This is a genomic window from Blastococcus sp. SYSU DS0552, assembly GCF_054050815.1.
The window spans coordinates 69,216-86,947 of the sequence record NZ_JBJHAB010000006.1; the positions used below are offsets into that span (position 1 = coordinate 69,216).

Below are 17,732 nucleotides of genomic sequence, written 5' to 3' on the forward strand. Positions count from 1 at the left end.
CGACCTCACCCATGGCAGCAGCCGTCTGCCGCAGCACCGCCCGCAGTGCCGTTCGCCGACGCCGCCGGCCGCGACCGGCAGTGCGCGCTGGCGTTCGGCGGGACGTCGAGCGTGGGGTTCCGGTCGAAGAACCCGACCGGCTTGAGCGTGAAGCCGGTGTAGTCGACCGGCATCACCGGCCAGTCTTCGGGCCGCGGGACGTGGGTCAGGCCGAAGGTGTGCCAGACGACGAGGTCGGTCGCCTCCAGCTCGCGGTCGGCCACGACGTATGCCGGCAGCCCGGCGCCGCCCTTGTGCTGGTTGACGAAGTCGCCGGCGGCGTAGCGCTCCGCGGGGTCGTAGCGGGTGACCCACAGGTGCTTGGTGGCGAAGGTCGCCCGCCGGTGGACGGAGCTGCCGGGGTCGGCCAGCAGCGCCGGCCGGCCCTCGGGCAGCAGCGCGTAGGCGACGGGCTCGCCCACCCGGTTGCGGCTGTCCGGGTTGGTGATGTGCCAGATGCGGCCCACGCCCTGGTCGGCCATCCGCTGGGCCTCGGACTCCCGGTGCAGCGTCGTCCGGCGCTGCGCGAAGGCGTTGCCGCGGGGGTTGTCCGGACCCATCGGGACGCGGACGAACTCCAGCTCCTCGACGGTGTTCGTCGGGCCGTCGACCATCATGTCCAGCCGCGCGCTGAACAGGTGCTGGTGGAACGGCGCACCCAGCCCGGGGGCGAGCTGCGAGGCGTACGGGTAACCGGCGCCCGGGTAGGCCGAGGTGAACACGACCCCGGTGGCCTTGACCTCGAAGCCGATCGTGCCGTCGAGGTACAGGTACCAGTAGAAGCCGTAGTCGTAGTTGCCGATGGTGGTGAAGAAGCTGATCACCATGCGGCGCTGCCGGCGGGTCTCGGCGGAGCCGGCCCACAGGTCGGTGTGCTTCCAGAGGACGCCGAAGTCCTCCTCGTGCATGCAGATCGCGTTGCGCAGCACCTGCGGGTTGCCGCGCTCGTCGGCGATGACGGCGTCCATGTAGGTGATGTCGCCGAGGCAGTCGCAGCCGAGCTCGAGGGCGTTGGCGTAGCGGCCGACGAGGTACTCGCCGGTGTCGAAGTAGTTCTGCCAGGAGCGGATCGGGGAGGGGTCGGCGTAGGGCACGACCATCTCGGCGATGGACGCGCGGTGGATGATCGGCCGCAGCCGGCCGGCGTCGAGGAAGCCGATCTGGTGCAGGGTGAGCCCCTCGCGGGCGTCGAACCCGACCCGCAGCTGCCAGCCCTCCCAGGTGAGCAGGTTGCCGTCGAGGGTGAAGCTCGGGCCCTCGGGCTGCGTGATCTCGATGGGCTTCTGGGTGGTCCGCATCGGCCCGGTGACCGCCGGGTCGTCGAAGTTCCCCGACTCTTCGGGGATGGGCACCGGACCGAGGTCGATCACCTGGTCGACCGTCTTGTTCATGACGTCGACGTAGCCGACGAGGCCGTCGATCGGGTGTGCCCACGGGTGGTCGGCGGGGTGGTCCTGCCGGAAGGCGAGACCGCGGAGGATGCGGCGCCCCACCTCCTCGGGGTACTCGAAGACCCCGGCGGACAGCGGAGCGACGCGCACGTCGGCGACGTCCAGCCCGCGGGCGGCCAGCGCAGCCAGCCAGCGCTCGTCGGACGCGAGCACCTCCTCGACGAGGGCGAACTCCTCGTCGAGCACCGGCAGCTGACCGTCGACCGTCGTGTCCAGTATCCGGTCCGAGACGATCTCCCGGCGGGTGACCGAGACGACGACGTCGCGGGCAGCCGGGCGCTCGACGTCGTGCAGCAGGACGCGGAGCCTGCGGTCCGTACCCGCTCCCTCGGCGTAGAGGGCGCTCTTCTCCGGCTCCTCCAGGCCCACGTAGACGAAGCGGGTGGACTCGACCACCAGGCCGGCCTGCGCCAGGACCTCCCGGGCTGCGGTGACCTCCGCGGCGGTCAGCTGGGCGAGCGGGTGCGTCGTGGCAGGGGCGGCCGAGGTTGCCGTCATGGGGTCTCCCAGTTTTGGTTCTACGGGTGTAGAAACAGTGCGTGACGTACGTTACAGCCGTGCGACCGGCATGTGAAGAGGGTGTTCGTTTTGCGGGCAGCACTCGGGCCTGGTGGCGGGCGCTACGGGTCACGACGGCCGCCGTGATGGGTGCCTGCGCCGTGCTGCACCTGATCGCGGCAGCGGGTTCTCCGCCCGTGTCGGACGCCCACCTGGTGCTGATGCTGGGCATGGCCGCCGTCTGCCTTCCGTGCGCGACCCACCTCGTCCTCGCTCCGTCGGCCCGGACATGGCTGCACGCCGGGGTGCTGTCGGCCGGCATGCTGCTGGCGCACTGGCTGCTGGCCGGCCTCGTCGGCAGTGCCGGGCACCAGCACCCCGTCTCGGGGTGGTGGGCGGTCGCGCACGTGGGCGTCGTGCTGGGGCCCGTGCTGACGTTGTGCCTGGCCCTCGCCGGGGCGGCGGTGCAGCGCCGGGTCGCGGGCGTCGTTCACTAGCCTTCCGCGGGTGAGGCAGCTGCTCCGGTTCGGCTGGGTCCAGGCGCAGTGCTGCCTGTTCGCGGTGCTGTTCTTCCTCGGGCTGGGGTTGGTCCGGCTGGTGCCGCTGCCGATCGACCCCGCGGACGCGCTCCTGATCTGGTCGCTCGGCGTCACGCTGGTGCTCTGGCTCGTGCGCTGGGAGACCGGCCGGGAGGTCGCCGTCATCTTCGGGTTCCACCTCGTCGGCCTGGCGCTGGAGCTCTACAAGGTGCGCCAGGGGTCGTGGTCCTACCCCGACACCGGCGTGGCGACGATCGGCGGGGTGCCGCTCTACAGCGGCTTCATGTACGCCGCCGTCGGCAGCTACATCTGCCAGGCCTGGCGCCGGTTCGAGCTGCGGATCACCAACTACCGGGCCCGCACGACGGCGGCCGTGGCTGCCCTCGTCTACCTCAACTTCTTCACCTCGCACGCGATCTGGGACGTGCGGCTGCCGCTGGCCGTGGCCCTGCTCGCCGCCACGTGGCGCACGTGGGTGCACTTCACCGTCGGCCGGCGCCGCTACGCCATGCCGCTGGCGCTCTCGTTCGTCCTCATCGGCTTCTTCCTCTGGGTCGCCGAGAACGCGGCCACCCTCCTGCGGGCCTGGCAGTACCCGTCGCAGGAGTCGGTCTGGACCCTGGTCCACGCCGCCAAGCTGGGGTCGTGGTCGCTGCTGGTCGTGGTCAGCATCGTCCTGGTCGCGGCGGTCAAGGCCTACGAGGGGCGGCTGTACGGAACCGGCCGCGACCTGACCGTGCACCGCGCCTACGACGCCCCGCCCGAGCTGCTGCCCGGCCGGGCGGCGCGCCCCGCCGCGACCGTGGCCAGCGGCGCGGCTCCCTGACGGATCGCGTCACGCCCGCGGGGCAGGCGAGCCGGCGGTCACCGGCACCTCGGCTGCGGCGCGCGGAGCGGGGGAGCGGTGGTCGGCCAGCCAGCAGCCCCCGGCCACCGCGGCCAGCCCGGCGACCACCCACCACGGGTGGGCGATGACGGCCTCCTCGGCCCCGGAGAGCGGGTTGGTGAGGACGCCGAGGGGGTCGAGCGCCCAGCCGGCCGCCGCGGTCAGCGCGACGGCGGCGCCGGCGATCCGGAGCCCGCCGTAGAACCGGGTGCGCGAGGCGAGGTGGAGGGAGGGGAACAGCAGGGCCACGGTGAGCAGCTGCGCCAGCTCCACACCCACGTTGAACGCCAGCAGGGCGAGCACCGAGGTCGAGCCCTCCAGGCCCAGGTCGGTGAGGATGCCCGCGAAGGCCAGGCCGTGCACGAGGCCGAAGAGCCCGGCGATGACGGTCTCGCCGTGACGGGCCAGCGGGCGCATCGCGTGGACCGCGGCAAGACCCACCGACACCGCGATCAGCACCTCCACCGGTGTGCTCGGCAGCGACACCCAGCCCAGGGCCGACGCGACGAGCGTGAGCGAGTGCCCGACGGTGAAGGCGGTGACGACACCCACGACCCGGCGAACGGTGGGCAGCAGGCCGTCCGCCCGCCGCCACCGGCCCGCTCCCGCGACCAGGGGGGCGACCAGCAGCAGGGTGATCAGGAACAGCAGGTGGTCGGCGCCCTCGAGCACGTGGTGCAGGCCGTAGCCCACCATGTCGGCCAGCCCGGTCGCGGCCGTCTGCCCGACCTGCAGTGTGCCGTCGGTGGCGTCGAGCACCCCCGCGGTGGAGACCTCGCCGGCGGCGTCGGTCAGGACGACGACGGCCTCGTGGGTGCTGTCGGTCTCGATGACGGCGTCGTAGGCCAGCGTGAAGCTCGACGGATCGGCCGCCCCGGGGTCGAGGGCGACGTCCACGCTGATCGAGTCGAGGCCCTCGACCGTCTCCCGAACCGGCTCGGCGTAGGTCTCGGACCACTCGGTGCCGTCGGCGCCGGTCACGGCCAGGTGCTCGTCGAGGTAGGTGAGCACGTCGGCGTAGGAGCCGGCGTCGGTCGCGGCCGCGTGGTCGGCGCCCAGCGCGTCGTCGAGGGTCTCCAGCGCGATGCTGATCGTGGCATCCACCTGGTCCTCCCCGACCCGCACGGACAGCGTGCTGCTGTCCAGGCTGTGCGCGGAGGCGGTCGAGGGCAGCAGGAGCACGGAGCCGCCGGCGAGGGCGGCGGCCGCGGCGAGGGTGCGGCGGCGGAGGGGGCGGGCCATGCCCCAGAGGCTCGGAGACGAAGCTGGGAACTGCCCCGGAACCGGCTGGGAGACGTCGCGGAACGTAACGGGACCCTCTCCCAGCGCATTCCCAGCGGACGTCCAGGGGTGGTCGAGTTCCGCCGTCGAACCTGGTCCACGACCGGCTCCCCGACCCGAGAGAAGTCCACGATGAAGCTCCGCAGGACGATCGCCACCCTCCTCCTCGCCACCGTCGTCCCGATCGCCGCCGCGTGCGGCAGCACCGGCACCGCGACCAGCTCGGAGACCAGCACCTCCGTCGCGGCCGAGGAAGCCGCCGGCAGTGGCTTCGCCGGCGGCGGCCCCGGCGGCGGTGGTGGCCCGGGAGGTGTCGACGTCGACTCCGTGACGACGGAGGCCGAGCTCATCGCGCTGGTCCAGGAGGCCTACGGCGACGGGAGCCTCGACCTGCACCGCGGTCACCAGCCCGTGCAGGACGTGCTCGACGAGGTGCTGGCGATCAGCCACGACGAGCTGCACGTGCGGATGGAGGAGCAGGAGCAGAACCTGGCCGCCGTCGCCGAGGACATCGGCGTCGACCCGCAGGAGCTGATCGACGCGCTCGTGGAGTCGTGGAGCCCGGCCGTCGACGACGTCCTGGCCGCCGGTGAGATCACCGAGGCCGAGGCCGAGCAGTACCGCGAGGCGCTGGAGGAGGCCTTCACCTTCCGCGTGACCTGGGACGGCGAGGAGGCGATGCCGACGTTCTCCGGGCTCAGCGCCTAGGGTCCCGACGCCGGGCCGGTCATGGCGGAGCGACGGCGACGGAACTCCTCGACCGGCCGGTTCGTCACCCCGCCGAGCCGCAGCGACACCACCCGGCCGTCGGCGTCCCGCTCCAGCGGGACGAGCTCACCGGCCGCGCCGAAACCCGGCTGCGCGGCGACCCGCAGGGTGTCGGCGTCGACGATCTCCAGCTCCTCGACCCCCGGCAGGGGGTCGGCGGACGTCGGCCGGACGAGCACCAGCCGGCCCCCGAGCTCGGCGACGTCGAGCACTCCCCAGAGGCCGGCGAACCGGCCGGTGAACGACGACGGCGGCGGGGCGTCGGGCGGCGGTGCGGGCACCGTCGCCCGCGGGCGCAGTGCGACGTCCACCAGCTTCACCAGTCCGGTCGCCAGCTCCTCGGCCGGTCCGTCGATCGCGTTCGTCAGCACGCTGACGACCAGCCCGTCGGCCGGGTCGACGAAGGTCACGGTGATCTGCCCGGGGAAGCCGCCGCTGTGTCCGACGAGGCGCCGCTCGCCCACAGTGGTCAGCACCATCCCGACGCCGTACCGGCCCACCTCGGACCCGTAGGCGGTGACCACCGACTCCAGGCGCTGCATCAGCCGCTTCGAGTCGTCGGTCAGCAGTCGCTCGTCGCCGAGCACGTGCGCCGCCCCGAAGACGGCGAGGTCCTCGGCCGTCGAGTAGAACCCGGTCGCCGCCGCCATGGCGCCGGTGCCGGCGGGGCCGAGGGGCTCGCGGACGTCCTCACCCAGGAGCAGCCCGGTGTGCCCGCTGACGTACTCGCCGGTCCGCGCCGCGTCGAGGTCGGCCCCGGTCCGGGTCAGGCCGAGCGGCTCCACGATCCGGGTGCGGACGGCGTCGGCGTAGGAGGTCCCGGTGACGGCCTCGATCGCCAGGCCCACGAGCGCGTACCCGATGTTGGAGTACTTGAAGTGCTCGTTGCGCCGGTGCACCGGGCCGGCCCGCAGCGCCGCGCCGATCACCCCCGCCCGGTCCGGGAAGGGCTGCTCCAGCTGCCAGAAGTCGGCGTCGGCGCCGTCCCGCGTGATCCCGGCCTGGTGCCCGAGCAACTCGCGGACGGTCGCCCGGACGACCGGCGAGCCGGCTGCCGCCAGCTCCGGCACGTGCGTGCCGATCGGGTCGTCGAGCCGCAGTCGCCCGGCTTCGACCAGCTGCAGCACGAGGGTCGCGGTGAACGTCTTGGAGTGGGAGGCGATGCGGAACAGGTGTGCCGGGGTCAGCGGTGCGCCGGTGGAGACGTCGGCGACCCCGACCGCTGCTGACAGCACCAGTTCGCCGCCGTGGCGGACGGCCGCCTGCATACCGGGCACCCGCCGGTGCCGCGCCTGGGCGTCCAGCCACGACCGCAGGTAACCGGCGGCGGCGCGGACGGTCTCGGTCGGCGTCGTCACGGCCGCCCAGCCTAGGGAGCCGGAACCCGTCGCGCGGCGCGGGAGGACGACGGCGGGGCGACGAGGGTCACAGAAGGCAACCGGCCGGTCACGGTCGGGTCACGAACGCATAACGCCGATGATGTCTCCGGCCACCTCCCGCCCCCGCCGATGCCGCTCACCGACGAGCGCCCCCGAGCCGGGTCCCGCGCAGCTCCTCGCCGGTGGCCACCTTCTCGCACCGACTCCGAACGGATTCCCGCTCCACCATGTCCGCCGCTCTCGGCATCCTCGCGGCCACCCTCAGCATCGCCGTCGTCTGGCCCCAGGTCTGGCTCTCCTGCCGGCACCGTCGCACCCTCGGCCTCTCACCCACCAGCGCCTGGCTCGCCGTCGCGCTCAACCTCTGCTGGCTGTCGTTCGGCCTGCTCACCGGCGACCGCGTGCAGATCCTGTCCAACGCCGTCGTCGGCGCCGGCAACACCGCGGTCCTCGCGGCGCTGCTGGTCACCCAGCCGCGGCTGCGGGCGGGGCGGGCGCTGGCGCGCACCGCGTCCGGCGCCGCCGTCCTCGCCGCCCTGGCCGGCGGGGGGCTGGCCGGCACCGTGCTGCTCGGCGCCGATCCGGCGGCGGCCACGGCGCTGCTCGGCGGGGTCGCCTCCGCGGTGGGCGCGGCGGCCGCGCTGCCCCAGCCGCTCAGCCTCCTTCGCGACCGTACCCAGGACCTCTCCGGCCTCTCGCCCGCGCGGTGGTGGCTCGGCTCCGGGGCGTGCGCCTCGTGGGCCGGCTACGGCTGGTGCCTCGACCAGCCCATGGTGTGGCTCTCGGCCGGCGTCGGGCTGTGCTGCGCCCTCGTCGTGTGCGGGATGCTGCGCGCCCGGCGGGCGGTGCTGCCGGCTGCCGGATCAGCCGCCGCAGCGGGGGACGTCGGTGGCATCCAGGGCCCAGCCGGGGATGTCGGCCAGGAATGCCTCGCGGACCCGCGGCGAGCCGGTCGCCCGCCAGTCCACCCGGCCGCCGACCTCCGGCTCGTCCTTGGCCCACTCGAACCAGTTCACCATCGCCAGCCGGGGCAGCTGCTCGGCCAGCTGCGGATCGAACAGCTGCTGCCACCAGGCCTGCTTGACGGCCAGCTCGTCGGCGCCGCCGCCGCCCGGGGCGAAGAAGGCCGCCGTCTCGGGCACGGCCACCGGCTTCCCGTACCGCTCGCCGTAGTCGGCGTGGAAGTCCGGTAGCCCCCGGTCGTCGCCGCCCCGGCCGACGTAGGTGCCGGTCAGCTGGGCGAGGAACTTGCCCGGCTCGGGCACCTCGTTCTCGCCCCACGGGTGGGCGTCGCCCCAGTGGTAGAGCGACATCCCCACCCAGTCCACGGCGTCCTCGCCCGGCCAGTACGGGGCGTAGGGGTCGTCGGCCGCCGACAGCACGCCGTCGCCGTCGGTGTCCAGCGCCGCGACGTCATCGGGCGTGGCGGCGTGGGCGCCCCCGGTGAACGGGTAGCCGCCGCCGTAGTTGGGCGCCCACATGACCGCCGACCCCGGAGCCCCGGCGTGGACGGCGGCGGCGAGCCGCCGGAACACCTCGACGTAGGCCGCCGGCTGCTGCCCCCAGGCATACCAGGAGCCGTTCATCTCGTGGGCGAACCGGACCACGACGGGCACCCCGCGGCCGTTGTAGCCGGCCAGCCGCTCGGCCAGGTCCGCGGTCACGCCGTCGGTGACCGCCGCCAGCCCGTCGTGCGGCTCGAGGGTGAGCAGCAGCAGGCCGCCGCCGTCCCGCACCTGCTCGACGGCGGCGTCGAGGTTGCGCTCGTCGGCGGCGGAGAAGGGGAAGCCGGTGAACGAGACGGCGACGGCGGGGCGCGAGCCCAGGGTGGTGCCGTGCTCGGCCAGCGTCGCGGCACCCCAGTCGAGGTTCACCCCCAGGTAGACCCCGTCGCCGGCGCCGGGACGGGTGACCTGCGCGGCCGGGCACCCGGCGTCCGCCGCGGGGTCGGTCCCACCGCCGTCGGTGCCGCAGGCCGTGGCGCCGAGCAGGGTGCCCAGCAGTGGGCCGAGCGTCAGGGCGAGCAGTCGTCGTCGCACTCCTGCTCCATCGGCTCCCGGGCGGCCGGCTGCAGCCGGCCGCCCGGCGGCTCACCCGGGAGGGCCAGTGCGTGGGACCCTGCCCCGTGGAGATCGTCATCCTCCCCGGCCCCGACGAGGTCGCCCGGGTCGCAGCCCAGCGGGTCGCGGACGTCGTGCGCCGGCGCCCGGGCGCCGTCATCGGACTGGCGACCGGCTCGTCGCCGCTGGGGCTCTACGCGGAGCTCGCCCGGCGGGCGGCCGAGGGGGAGCTGGACCTGTCGGGCGTCAGCGGGTTCGCGCTGGACGAGTACGTCGGCATCCCGCCGGAGCACCCGGAGAGCTACGCGTCGGTCATCCGCCGGACGGTGACCGAGCCGCTGGGGCTGGCTCCCGGGCGCGTGCACGTCCCGGACGGACAGGCACCGGACCTGCACGCCGCCGCGGACGCCTACGAACAGGCGATCGGCGCGGCCGGCGGCATCGACGTGCAGGTCCTCGGCATCGGGGCGAACGGCCACATCGGGTTCAACGAGCCGACGTCGTCGTTCGCGTCCCGGACCCGGGTGACCACGCTGGCACCCCGCACGCGCGCGGACAACGCCCGGTTCTTCGGGACGCCGGACGAGGTGCCCGTGCACTGCCTGACGCAGGGGCTGGCGACCATCCTGGAGGCGCGGCGCCTGCTCCTGGTGGCCCAGGGCGAGGCCAAGGCCGTCGCCGTGGCCGCAGCGGTGGAGGGCCCCCTGACCAGCATGTGCCCGGCCTCGGTGCTGCAACTGCACCCGCGGGCCACGGTCCTCGTCGACGAGGCGGCGGCCGGCCGGTTGCGCCTGGCCGACTACTACCGCTACATGCACGCCCACCGGCCGGCGGGCCCGGCGTCCTAGGCTCTCGGGCGCAGGCAGCGCGGTCCCCACCCCCACCCCCTCGGCCGGCCCGGCGCCGGCCGCCCCGCCCGTCCCGCGCCAGGCGTGGGTCATGCTCGCGGTGGCGACGGTCGGGTTCGTCATCAACTTCTGGGCGTGGGTGCTGGTCAGCCCGCTCGGTGCCTTCTTCACCGGCCGGCTCGACCTCCGTGCGCTGCAGACGTCGCTCCTGGTGGCGGTGCCCGTGGTGGTCGGCTCGCTGGGCCGCATCCCGGTAGGGGCGCTGACCGACCGGTTCGGCGCCCGGGTCATGTTCCCGCTGGTCAGTGCGCTGACGATCCTGCCGGTGCTGTTCATCGGCTACGTCGGCAACGACTCCTACGCGCTGATGCTGCTCGGCGGTTTCGTCCTCCGGCTGGGTGGCACCACGTTCGCCATCGGCGTCCCGCTGGTCAACGCGTGGTTCCCGCCGGCCAAGCGGGGCACGGCCCTCGGCATCTTCGGGGCCGGCATGGGCGGCACCGCGATCTCGGCGTTCACGACCGTGCAGCTCGCGGACGGCGTCGGCCTCGCGTTCCCGTTCACCCTCGTCGCGGCGCTGCTCGCGGTCTACGCGATCGTCTCGGCGCTCGTCCTGCGCGACGCCCCCCGGCCGCACCCCGCGCGGGCGCTGTCGGCCGGTGCGCTCCCCGCCGCCCGGGTGGGCTTCCAGGCGCTGCTGGCGGTGCTCGGCCCGCACGTGGCCAAGGAGGAGAAGGCGCTCTTCCCGCGGCTGGCGCAGGTAAGCGAGCTGACCGACCGCGTGGCGGTGCTCGAGGGGGAGCACGCCGACCTCTTCGAGGCCGTGGAGGAGCTCGACGACCTCGGCACCGGGGCGGCCGACCAGTGGGCGGACGGGGTGCTGCGCGCCCTCCACGACCTGGACGAGCACATGTTCAAAGGGGACTTCGGGCTCTTCCCGGCCGCGCTCGCCACCCTCGACGGCGCGGACTGGGACGCGGTGGACGCCTGGGAGCGCACCTCCGGCGTCCGACTCCTGGGCGGTGAGGACCGGGTGACTGCCGACGGCCCCGCCCAGGCACCGGCCTAGGTGTACCGAGCCATGAGGTGCGGTGCCAGGCGGCTGCTGTGGGCGACCAGGTGAGCGCGGTCGCCGGTCCTCGACCGCCGGCGCACGATGGGGCCGTGGACGACCGAGGATCCGTGGACCTGGAACGACTGGCCGCCGAGCTGGTCGCCGACGCAGCGGCGGGGAAGGCCCAGCGCGCCGCGCGCACCCTGCCGCACCCCGTCGACGGGCTGCGGCAGACCGTGATCGCCCTGGTGCGGGGCCAGCAGCTCGCCGAGCACGAGAGCCCCGGCCCGGCCAGCCTGCTGGTCCTGCGCGGGAAGGTCCGGCTCATCGCAGGGGAGGACGCCGTGGAGCTGGGGGCGCTCGAGATCGGCCCCATCCCCGACCGCCGGCACAGTCTGCACGCCGACGAGGACAGCGTCGTCCTCCTCAGCGTCGCCGTGCCCCAGCGGGCACCGACCGCCTCCTGAGCATCGCGGCGCGGGCCGGTCTGGACGATCCGGTCGCCGGGGTGGAGGGTGCGCCCATGACGGAGAACCGCTACGCCATCGGACTGGACGACCTGGAGGCCGGCGTCCGCGTCGCTCCCGCCGAGCAGGTGGCCGGGCACCCGGTGCCGGAACTGCCACCAGTGGACCGGCGCACCGATCAGCTGCCGTACGCCGACGGAGCCGGCGGCGACGCAGACGGGGACTGACCGGCCCGGTTAGACCTTGCTGCTGCCCTTCGACCAGCCGTAGGCGGCGGTGGCCAGGAAGAGCACGACGCCCACGAGCAGCAGCCAGAACAGCCCCTCGATCAGCGCCCCGATGATCGACAGCGCCAGCCAGACGACCAGCAGCAGACCGATCAGGCGCAGCAGCACGGGCACTCCTGGGGTGAGGCGGGGACGGCACCGCCCAGCCTAGCGGCGGCGACCGCGCCGGACGAGGCTCCGGGGCCGGTGGGCGGGGGAGCGGGCGGTCGGACAGGATGCAGCGATGGCCTACTCCGCTGCCGACGACCGCTACGAGTCCATGCCCTACCGCCGCACCGGGCGCAGCGGCCTGGACCTCCCCTCGATCAGCCTGGGCCTCTGGCACAACTTCGGCGACGACGTCCCGTTCGACCGTCAGCGCGCCATCCTCCGCCGGGCCTTCGACCTGGGCATCACGCACTTCGACCTCGCGAACAACTACGGGCCCCCCTACGGCTCGGCCGAGAGCAACTTCGGCCGGCACCTCCGGGACGACTTCCGGCCCTACCGCGACGAGCTGGTCATCAGCACGAAGGCCGGCTACGACATGTGGCCCGGCCCGTACGGCCAGGGCGGCGGCTCGCGGAAGTACGTGCTGAGCAGCCTGGACCAGTCGCTGCGGCGGATGGGCCTGGAGTACGTCGACATCTTCTACAGCCACCGGCCCGACCCCACGACGCCGCTGGAGGAGACGATGGGGGCGCTGGACACCGCCGTCCGTTCCGGGAGGGCCCTCTACGCGGGCATCTCGTCGTACTCGCCGGAGCAGACCCGCCGGGCGGCGGCGATCCTCGCCGACCTGGGGACGCCGCTGCTGATCCACCAGCCGTCCTACTCGATGCTCAACCGCTGGATCGAGCGGGAGGACCTGCTCGACACCCTCGCCGACGTCGGGGCTGGGTGCATCGCCTTCTCGCCGCTGGCGCAGGGCATGCTCACCGACAAGTACCTCGGCGGCGTCCCGGAGGGATCGCGCGCCAGTCAGGGCAAGTCGCTCTCGCCGGACCTGCTCACCGAGCAGGCGCTCACCCACGTCCGGGCGCTCGACGACATGGCGCAGCAGCGCGGGCAGTCGCTGGCCCAGATGGCGCTTGCCTGGGCGCTGCGGGACCAGCGGATGACCACCGTGCTGATCGGGGCCAGCAGCGTGGCGCAGCTGGAGCAGAACGTCGGCGCGCTGGAGAACCTCGGGTTCACCGAGGACGAGCTCGCCGCGATCGACCGGCACGCCGTGGACGCCGGCATCGACCTCTGGGAGGGCCCCCGCACCGCCTGAGCCGCCTGTGGACAACGGATCCGGACCCGAGCCGGATCTGCCTAGGGTCCGCGTCGTGACTGACGGCCTCGAGGTGGAGACCCCGGTCCTGCGCGACGCCGGTCGTGCCCTGCTGGTCGTCTACCGGGAGTTCGACGGCGCACGGGACACGGCGGACGTCGGCAGCGACGTCATCGCGCACGACCGGCTGCGCGACCGGCTGCGGGAGTTCGGCAGCAACTGGGACCATCGGCGGACGGAGATGGCCGGGCTGGTCGAGGGCCTCGGCCAGGCCGCCCAGGACGCCGCCGAGGTGTACGAGCGGATCGAGACCGAGCTGGTCACCGCCCTGGCCGGTGAGCGGTGAGCCGCCCGCGTGACTGGTCGCCGCTGCGCCCCTCGGACCCGGTCGGCGGCGACCCCGCGGCGATCGCCCGGCTCGCCCGGCGGTACGCCGACACGGCGGCGGCGATCACCACGGCGGCCAGGGCGCTCCGCACCATCCACGACAGCGCGACGACCTGGGAGTCCGACGCCGGCCGGGCCTTCCGCGAGCGGACCGCCGAGGTGGCCGGGACGATCGAGCTGGCCCTCGACCGGTACGAGGGCACGGCGGAGGCGCTCGCCGCCTACGCGCGCACGCTCGACGACGTCCAAGCGGGCGCCGACACGGTCCTCGCCCGCGCCCAGCGGGCCGAGGACGCCCGGGACGCCGCCTGGCGGGCGAGGGAACGCGCCGCGACGCTGCCGGAGCCCGATCCGGTCGCCGAACGCCGGGCGCACGACGATGCCGCGGCCGCCACCGCCGGCATCCGGGCGGCCGACGAGGAGCTCGCGGCGCTGGAGGCCGAATGGCAGGCGGCGGGGAACGCCGCAGCCGACGCCATCGACGACGTCCTGGGCGCCAGCGACCACCTCGCGGACAGCTTCTGGGACGACGTGCTGGACGTCGTCGCCGTCGTCACGGGCTGGGCCGGGAAGCTCTCGGCGGTCTTCGGGCTCGTCGCGCTCTTCCTGCTCGCCATCCCGGGGCTGCAACCGTTCGCCGCGGCGTTCGCGGGGCTCGCGTTCGTCACCGGGGCCGTCTCCCTGGCGGGGAACACCGTGCTGCACGCGGCGGGCCGGGCGAAGCTGTCGGACGTGCTGTGGGACGCGGTGGGCGTGCTCACCTTCGGGGCGGGCCGTGCCTTCGCGCTGGCCGGCCGGGCGGTCGCCACCGGCACCCGCGGGCTGGCCCGCCCCTCGCTGGTGCAGCACCTGCGCGCCTCGGGGATGACCCGCCGGCAGGCCCGGCAGGCGGTGCGGGACCAGGGCGTCCCGGCCGGCGGGTCCGTGCCCGGCGCGCTCACTTCCCGAGCCCGCCGGCCGTCCGGCTGGGTGCCCACCCGCGGGGAGTGGGCCGAGGCCTACCGCCCGTCGGGGCTGTTCCGCGACGTGACCTCCGGTCGCTCCCCGACGGTCCACCCCGCGACCACCGCCGCCCCCGTGGTCCGGACGGGGCAGCGCAGCCAGTTCCTCGCCGACGCCGCGGTGCTCTCCTCGGCCGGTGCCGGGAGCGCTGCCACCGGCCGCGCGATCGGCGAGGAGCTGCGCGGCCACGGACCCCGCACTCCCGTCGGGTCCGGGCGGTGACCACGGCGCTCCGCCCCCGGGACTTCACGTTCGCGGTGCCCGGCGACTGGGCGCGGATCCGGGTCCTGGACGAGGCGCGGCGGGACGCGGACGTCCGCCGGATCGCCCGGGCGGTCACCCGGGGCCGGCCCGACCGCGACCGGCTGATGCCGCAGGTGGCGCGCGCGCTGCACGGCGCGGCCGCCGCCCGCAGCGACAGCCACACCGTCGAGGTGCACCTCCCGGTGCTCCAGGACGGCGCCCCGCCGATCGCGTGCGCCCTGGCGGTGGGCGTGGTCCCCCCGCGCCCGGCGGGGGACCGGCCGGGCGCCGCGGAGGCGGCCTTCCTCGCCGCGGGGGGAGCGGGGGCGGCCGCCGAGGTGGTGGAGCTCGCGGCCGGCCCCGTGGCCCGCCTGCGCCGCCGAACGCAGGCACCGGCACCGGACGGCCGGCTGCTGGAGACGGCGGTGGTGCAGTACCAGCACCCGATGCCCGGCGGCGGCTACGTGCTGCTGAGCTTCTCGACGCCGCTGCTGGAGCTGCTCGAGCCGCTGACCGCGCTGTTCGACGCCGTCGCCGGCTCCTTCCGGTGGCTCCCGTGACCGGCGCCGTCCAGGACTGGACCTACCGGGTCGAGCCGTCCGGCGCGGGCTGGGAGTGGCTGCCACGCTCCGGGGCCGTCGCCGCCTGGACGCAGGAGGTCTGCGACGACCTCGGCGTCCGCGGCGCCGCGGCGGGAGCGCTCGGCGAACAGGTGCTGTCGCTGGCCACCGCCCTGCGCGAGGGAACCCCCGACCTGGGCGCGCTCTGGATCCCCGATCCCCGGTACGGCGTCCTCGCCACGCTGCGCGCGGACCGGTACCGGCTCACCACCGGGCTGCCGGAGCTCGCCGAGCAGGAACGCGCCACGGTGGGGCGTGGGCTGGCCCCTCCCGAGGTCGACCTGGTGGCGCTGCCGGCGGGCCCGGCGCTGCGCGTCCGGCGGGTGGAGCGGCAGGCCGGTGGCCCCGGGGACGGGCTGCTCGTCGAGAGCGTCCGGCACCTCGTGGCGCCGCCGGCAGTCGTCGACGTGGCCGCTGTGCCCTCGGCGGTGGAACTGGTCCTGGCGTGGACGCTGCTGCACGAGGGGGCCGAGTTCGCGGACATGGCCGATCGGACCGCTGCCCGGCTCCGCGTCACCTCCGGCTGAGCACGCGGGTCGATCTCACCCCTCGGGGGGATGTGCGCGCCGCGGGGAGATGTCGATTCCCCCGGGGTGAGCATCGAACGGGCGGCGCTGGGCCGCCCCAGCGGGACCCGGGACGCCGTTCCGGCGCCGGAGAGCGCCCTGCGGCTCCTCGGCGTGCGCGCCGTGGCCGTCGCCGCCGTCCTGGCGACCGCCGGCTACCTCACCTGGCGGCTGCTGGCCACGCTGCCCGAGGGGCCGGCGCTCTGGCTGGGGGTGCCGTTCCTGGCGCTCGAGGTCTACGGCGGCCTCGCCCTGCTGCTGTTCGTGATGACCACCTGGACCGTCGCCCCGGCGACCGTGCCGGCGCCTCGCCCCGGGCCGCCGCCGTCGGTCACCGTGCTCATCGCCACCTACAACGAGCACCTGGACGTGCTCCTGCCGACCGTCGCCGCCTGCCTGGCGATGGAGGGCGAGCACGAGACCTGGGTGCTCGACGACGGCGACCGGCTCGAGGTGGAGGAGATGGTGACGGCGCTCGGCGCGCGGTACGTCACCCGCCCCGAGCACGACCACGCCAAGGCGGGCAACCTCAACCACGCGCTGGCGCTGGTGCGCACCGACCTCGTCGCGGTGTTCGACGCCGACCACGTCCCCGATCCGGACTTCCTCACCCGCACGCTGCCCTACTTCGCCGACGAGCGGCTGGCGCTTGTGCAGACGCCGCAGCACTTCTACAACACCGGCTCGTTCGAGCACCTGCGCCCGGGCGCCGACCTGCACGAGGAGTCGCTCTTCTACCGGGTGATCCAGGCGGGCAAGCACCACGCGGGGGCCGCCTTCTGGTGCGGCACGAACGCGGTCCTGCGCGCCGAGGCGCTGCGCGAGATCGGGGGAGTGGCGACGGAGTCGCTCACCGAGGACTTCCACACGACGATGAAGCTGCACCGCGCCGGCTGGCGGAGCGCGTACCACAACGAGGTGCTCGCCCGCGGGCTCGCGGCCGGCAGCCCGGACGCGTTCTACGCGCAGCGCCGGCGGTGGGGCCGGGGGGCGATGCAGGTGCTGCGGCACGACAACCCGCTCACCGCCACGGGACTGACGCTGCGGCAGCGGCTGGGCTACCTCTACTCGCTGTCGGCGTGGTTCGACTCGTGGCGGACGCTGGGGCTGGCCCTGGTCCCGGTCGCCGTGCTGGTCACCGGGCTCTTCCCGGTGGATGCACCGCCCGCGTTGTTCGCGGTGATGGCCGGCGTCCCCTTCCTGCTCCAGCAGGCGGCGCTGACGCTGCTGTCGCGCGGGTTCGCCCCGGCGCGCTTCTCGCTGCTGTTCGAGGTCGTCCGGCTGCCCTCCAACCTCGCCGCGACGCTGTCGCTGGTGCTGCGCGGCACGGGCCGCTTCGCGGTCACCGCGAAGGGGCGCACCGGGGAGGAGCGGACCCGCGCTCGGGTGCCCGCGCTGCTGCTCGCACTCGCCGCCGTGCTCGCCGGCAGCCTGCTGCACACGGCCGCGAGCCTGGCCGGCTGGACCCCGATCGAGCTCCGCTGGGGCGGCACCACGCTGGTGCCGGTCCTCTGGGTGAGCGTCACCCTCGGCTTCGTGCTGGCCGGCATCCGGCGGATCCGCGATCCGCGCTTCTCCGCCGAGCGCCGGGACGGTCACCGCTTCCCGGCCGCGCTTCCGGCCGTGGTCGACGGGGCGCCCGCGCGGCTCGTCGACGTCTCGCTCGGAGGCGCGCAGCTCCGCGTCCGCGGCGTCGGCGCCGCCGTCGGCGCCGAGGTGGAGCTGGCCATCCGCGTGCCCGACCGCGCCGAGCACGTCGTCTTCCGGGCGGTGGTCCGGTCCCGGACCGACGACGTCCACCGGGTGCAGTTCGTCGGGCGGCAGTGGCGCGAGCTGGCCGTGCTGTCGGCGACGGCGTTCGGCGCCGGTGCGGCCCGCTGGGCGGCCGTCGAGGTCACCCCCGTCGGGCTCGCCGCCCCCGTCGACACGGGCGGCCGGGTTCTCGCCGCCCGCGCCGACCCGGACGCGGTGGCCGCGGCGGTGCGCAGCCCGTTCGTCTCCGCGGCCACGCGGCGCCCGGTGGACGACGACACCCGGCCGAACCGATCCCGCGGCTGACGCCGGAGCTCGAACGTTCCCTGGCCGGCGCCGACGGTCCATGA

18 protein-coding genes and 1 pseudogene are annotated in these 17,732 nt (G+C 74.9%); 14 read left to right on the plus strand and 5 right to left on the minus strand.

Annotation, left to right across the window (positions count from 1 at the left end; translation table 11 throughout):
* Positions 1-5 precede the first annotated feature (5 nt).
* Positions 6-1,988: a primary-amine oxidase gene (locus ACI8AG_RS07755; RefSeq protein ID WP_456596554.1), complete on the minus strand. Its 1,983-nt coding sequence runs from the start codon at positions 1,986-1,988 to the stop codon at positions 6-8.
* A gap of 197 nt (positions 1,989-2,185) precedes the next feature.
* Here ACI8AG_RS07755 and ACI8AG_RS07760 point away from each other — a divergent pair, with 197 nt between their 5' ends.
* Both ACI8AG_RS07760 and ACI8AG_RS07765 read left to right on the plus strand, forming a co-directional pair.
* Complete coding sequence (locus tag ACI8AG_RS07760; protein WP_456596555.1) at positions 2,186-2,485, plus strand: hypothetical protein; 300 nt, start codon at positions 2,186-2,188, stop codon at positions 2,483-2,485.
* A gap of 10 nt (positions 2,486-2,495) precedes the next feature.
* Positions 2,496-3,353 carry a DUF817 domain-containing protein gene (locus ACI8AG_RS07765; protein ID WP_456589391.1) on the plus strand — a complete coding sequence of 286 codons (858 nt, stop codon included), beginning with the start codon at positions 2,496-2,498 and terminating at the stop codon, positions 3,351-3,353.
* 9 nt (positions 3,354-3,362) lie between these two features.
* On the opposite strand, the gene ACI8AG_RS07770 is transcribed toward ACI8AG_RS07765, so the two are convergent.
* Positions 3,363-4,655: a HupE/UreJ family protein gene (locus ACI8AG_RS07770; RefSeq protein WP_456596556.1), complete on the minus strand. Its 1,293-nt coding sequence runs from the start codon at positions 4,653-4,655 to the stop codon at positions 3,363-3,365.
* A gap of 171 nt (positions 4,656-4,826) precedes the next feature.
* Between ACI8AG_RS07770 and ACI8AG_RS07775 the strand changes: the two genes are divergently transcribed.
* Complete coding sequence (locus ACI8AG_RS07775; protein ID WP_456589393.1) at positions 4,827-5,402, plus strand: hypothetical protein; 576 nt, start codon at positions 4,827-4,829, stop codon at positions 5,400-5,402.
* On the opposite strand, the gene ACI8AG_RS07780 is transcribed toward ACI8AG_RS07775, so the two are convergent.
* Positions 5,399-6,820 (minus strand): serine hydrolase domain-containing protein, encoded by a 1,422-nt coding sequence (locus ACI8AG_RS07780; RefSeq protein WP_456596557.1) that lies wholly within the window; start codon positions 6,818-6,820, stop codon positions 5,399-5,401. The two genes, ACI8AG_RS07775 and ACI8AG_RS07780, sit on opposite strands and share 4 nt — an antisense overlap.
* Positions 6,821-7,068: 248 nt before the next feature.
* Between ACI8AG_RS07780 and ACI8AG_RS07785 the strand changes: the two are divergent.
* Positions 7,069-7,611, plus strand: a pseudogene (locus ACI8AG_RS07785) (SemiSWEET transporter); the annotation flags it as partial.
* Between the two features lie 93 nt (positions 7,612-7,704).
* On the opposite strand, the gene ACI8AG_RS07790 reads toward ACI8AG_RS07785, so the two are convergent.
* Entirely contained in the window at positions 7,705-8,880 is a 1,176-nt protein-coding gene (locus tag ACI8AG_RS07790) for a glycoside hydrolase family 26 protein (RefSeq protein WP_456596558.1), read from the minus strand.
* A gap of 86 nt (positions 8,881-8,966) precedes the next feature.
* Between ACI8AG_RS07790 and nagB the strand changes: the two genes are divergently transcribed.
* From nagB to ACI8AG_RS07810, 4 genes are all read left to right on the plus strand, one after another.
* Positions 8,967-9,749, plus strand: a complete 783-nt coding sequence (gene nagB, locus ACI8AG_RS07795) for a glucosamine-6-phosphate deaminase (protein WP_456596559.1) — start codon at positions 8,967-8,969, stop codon at positions 9,747-9,749.
* Between the two features lie 100 nt (positions 9,750-9,849).
* Complete coding sequence (locus tag ACI8AG_RS07800) at positions 9,850-10,818, plus strand: MFS transporter (RefSeq protein ID WP_456596560.1); 969 nt, start codon at positions 9,850-9,852, stop codon at positions 10,816-10,818.
* Positions 10,819-10,913: 95 nt separating this feature from the next.
* Entirely contained in the window at positions 10,914-11,270 is a 357-nt protein-coding gene (locus ACI8AG_RS07805; protein WP_456596561.1) for a LuxR family transcriptional regulator, read from the plus strand.
* A 56-nt stretch (positions 11,271-11,326) separates the two neighbouring features.
* A complete protein-coding gene (locus tag ACI8AG_RS07810) occupies positions 11,327-11,497 on the plus strand; it encodes a hypothetical protein (RefSeq protein WP_456596562.1) in 171 nt (56 codons plus the stop codon).
* 9 nt (positions 11,498-11,506) lie between these two features.
* Here ACI8AG_RS07810 and ACI8AG_RS07815 read toward each other — a convergent pair whose 3' ends face one another.
* Positions 11,507-11,665, minus strand: a complete 159-nt coding sequence (locus tag ACI8AG_RS07815; protein ID WP_456596563.1) for a hypothetical protein — start codon at positions 11,663-11,665, stop codon at positions 11,507-11,509.
* Between the two features lie 115 nt (positions 11,666-11,780).
* Here ACI8AG_RS07815 and mgrA point away from each other — a divergent pair, with 115 nt between their 5' ends.
* The 6 genes from mgrA (at position 11,781) to ACI8AG_RS07845 (ending at position 17,688) form a co-directional block, all read left to right on the plus strand.
* On the plus strand, positions 11,781-12,812 hold the full coding sequence (mgrA, locus tag ACI8AG_RS07820; protein ID WP_456589408.1) for an L-glyceraldehyde 3-phosphate reductase: 1,032 nt from the start codon (positions 11,781-11,783) through the stop codon (positions 12,810-12,812).
* Positions 12,813-12,867: 55 nt separating this feature from the next.
* Positions 12,868-13,158 (plus strand): hypothetical protein, encoded by a 291-nt coding sequence (locus tag ACI8AG_RS07825; protein WP_456596564.1) that lies wholly within the window; start codon positions 12,868-12,870, stop codon positions 13,156-13,158.
* Positions 13,155-14,423: a hypothetical protein gene (locus ACI8AG_RS07830; RefSeq protein ID WP_456596565.1), complete on the plus strand. Its 1,269-nt coding sequence runs from the start codon at positions 13,155-13,157 to the stop codon at positions 14,421-14,423. The genes ACI8AG_RS07825 and ACI8AG_RS07830 overlap by 4 nt, the downstream gene beginning before the upstream one ends.
* Complete coding sequence (locus ACI8AG_RS07835; protein ID WP_456596566.1) at positions 14,420-15,004, plus strand: hypothetical protein; 585 nt, start codon at positions 14,420-14,422, stop codon at positions 15,002-15,004. Before ACI8AG_RS07830 ends, ACI8AG_RS07835 begins: the two co-directional genes overlap by 4 nt.
* A complete protein-coding gene (locus ACI8AG_RS07840) occupies positions 15,001-15,591 on the plus strand; it encodes a hypothetical protein (protein ID WP_456596567.1) in 591 nt (196 codons plus the stop codon). The genes ACI8AG_RS07835 and ACI8AG_RS07840 overlap by 4 nt, the downstream gene beginning before the upstream one ends.
* Before the next feature lie 66 nt (positions 15,592-15,657).
* Positions 15,658-17,688: a glycosyltransferase gene (locus tag ACI8AG_RS07845; protein WP_456596568.1), complete on the plus strand. Its 2,031-nt coding sequence runs from the start codon at positions 15,658-15,660 to the stop codon at positions 17,686-17,688.
* Positions 17,689-17,732: the final 44 nt, after the last annotated feature.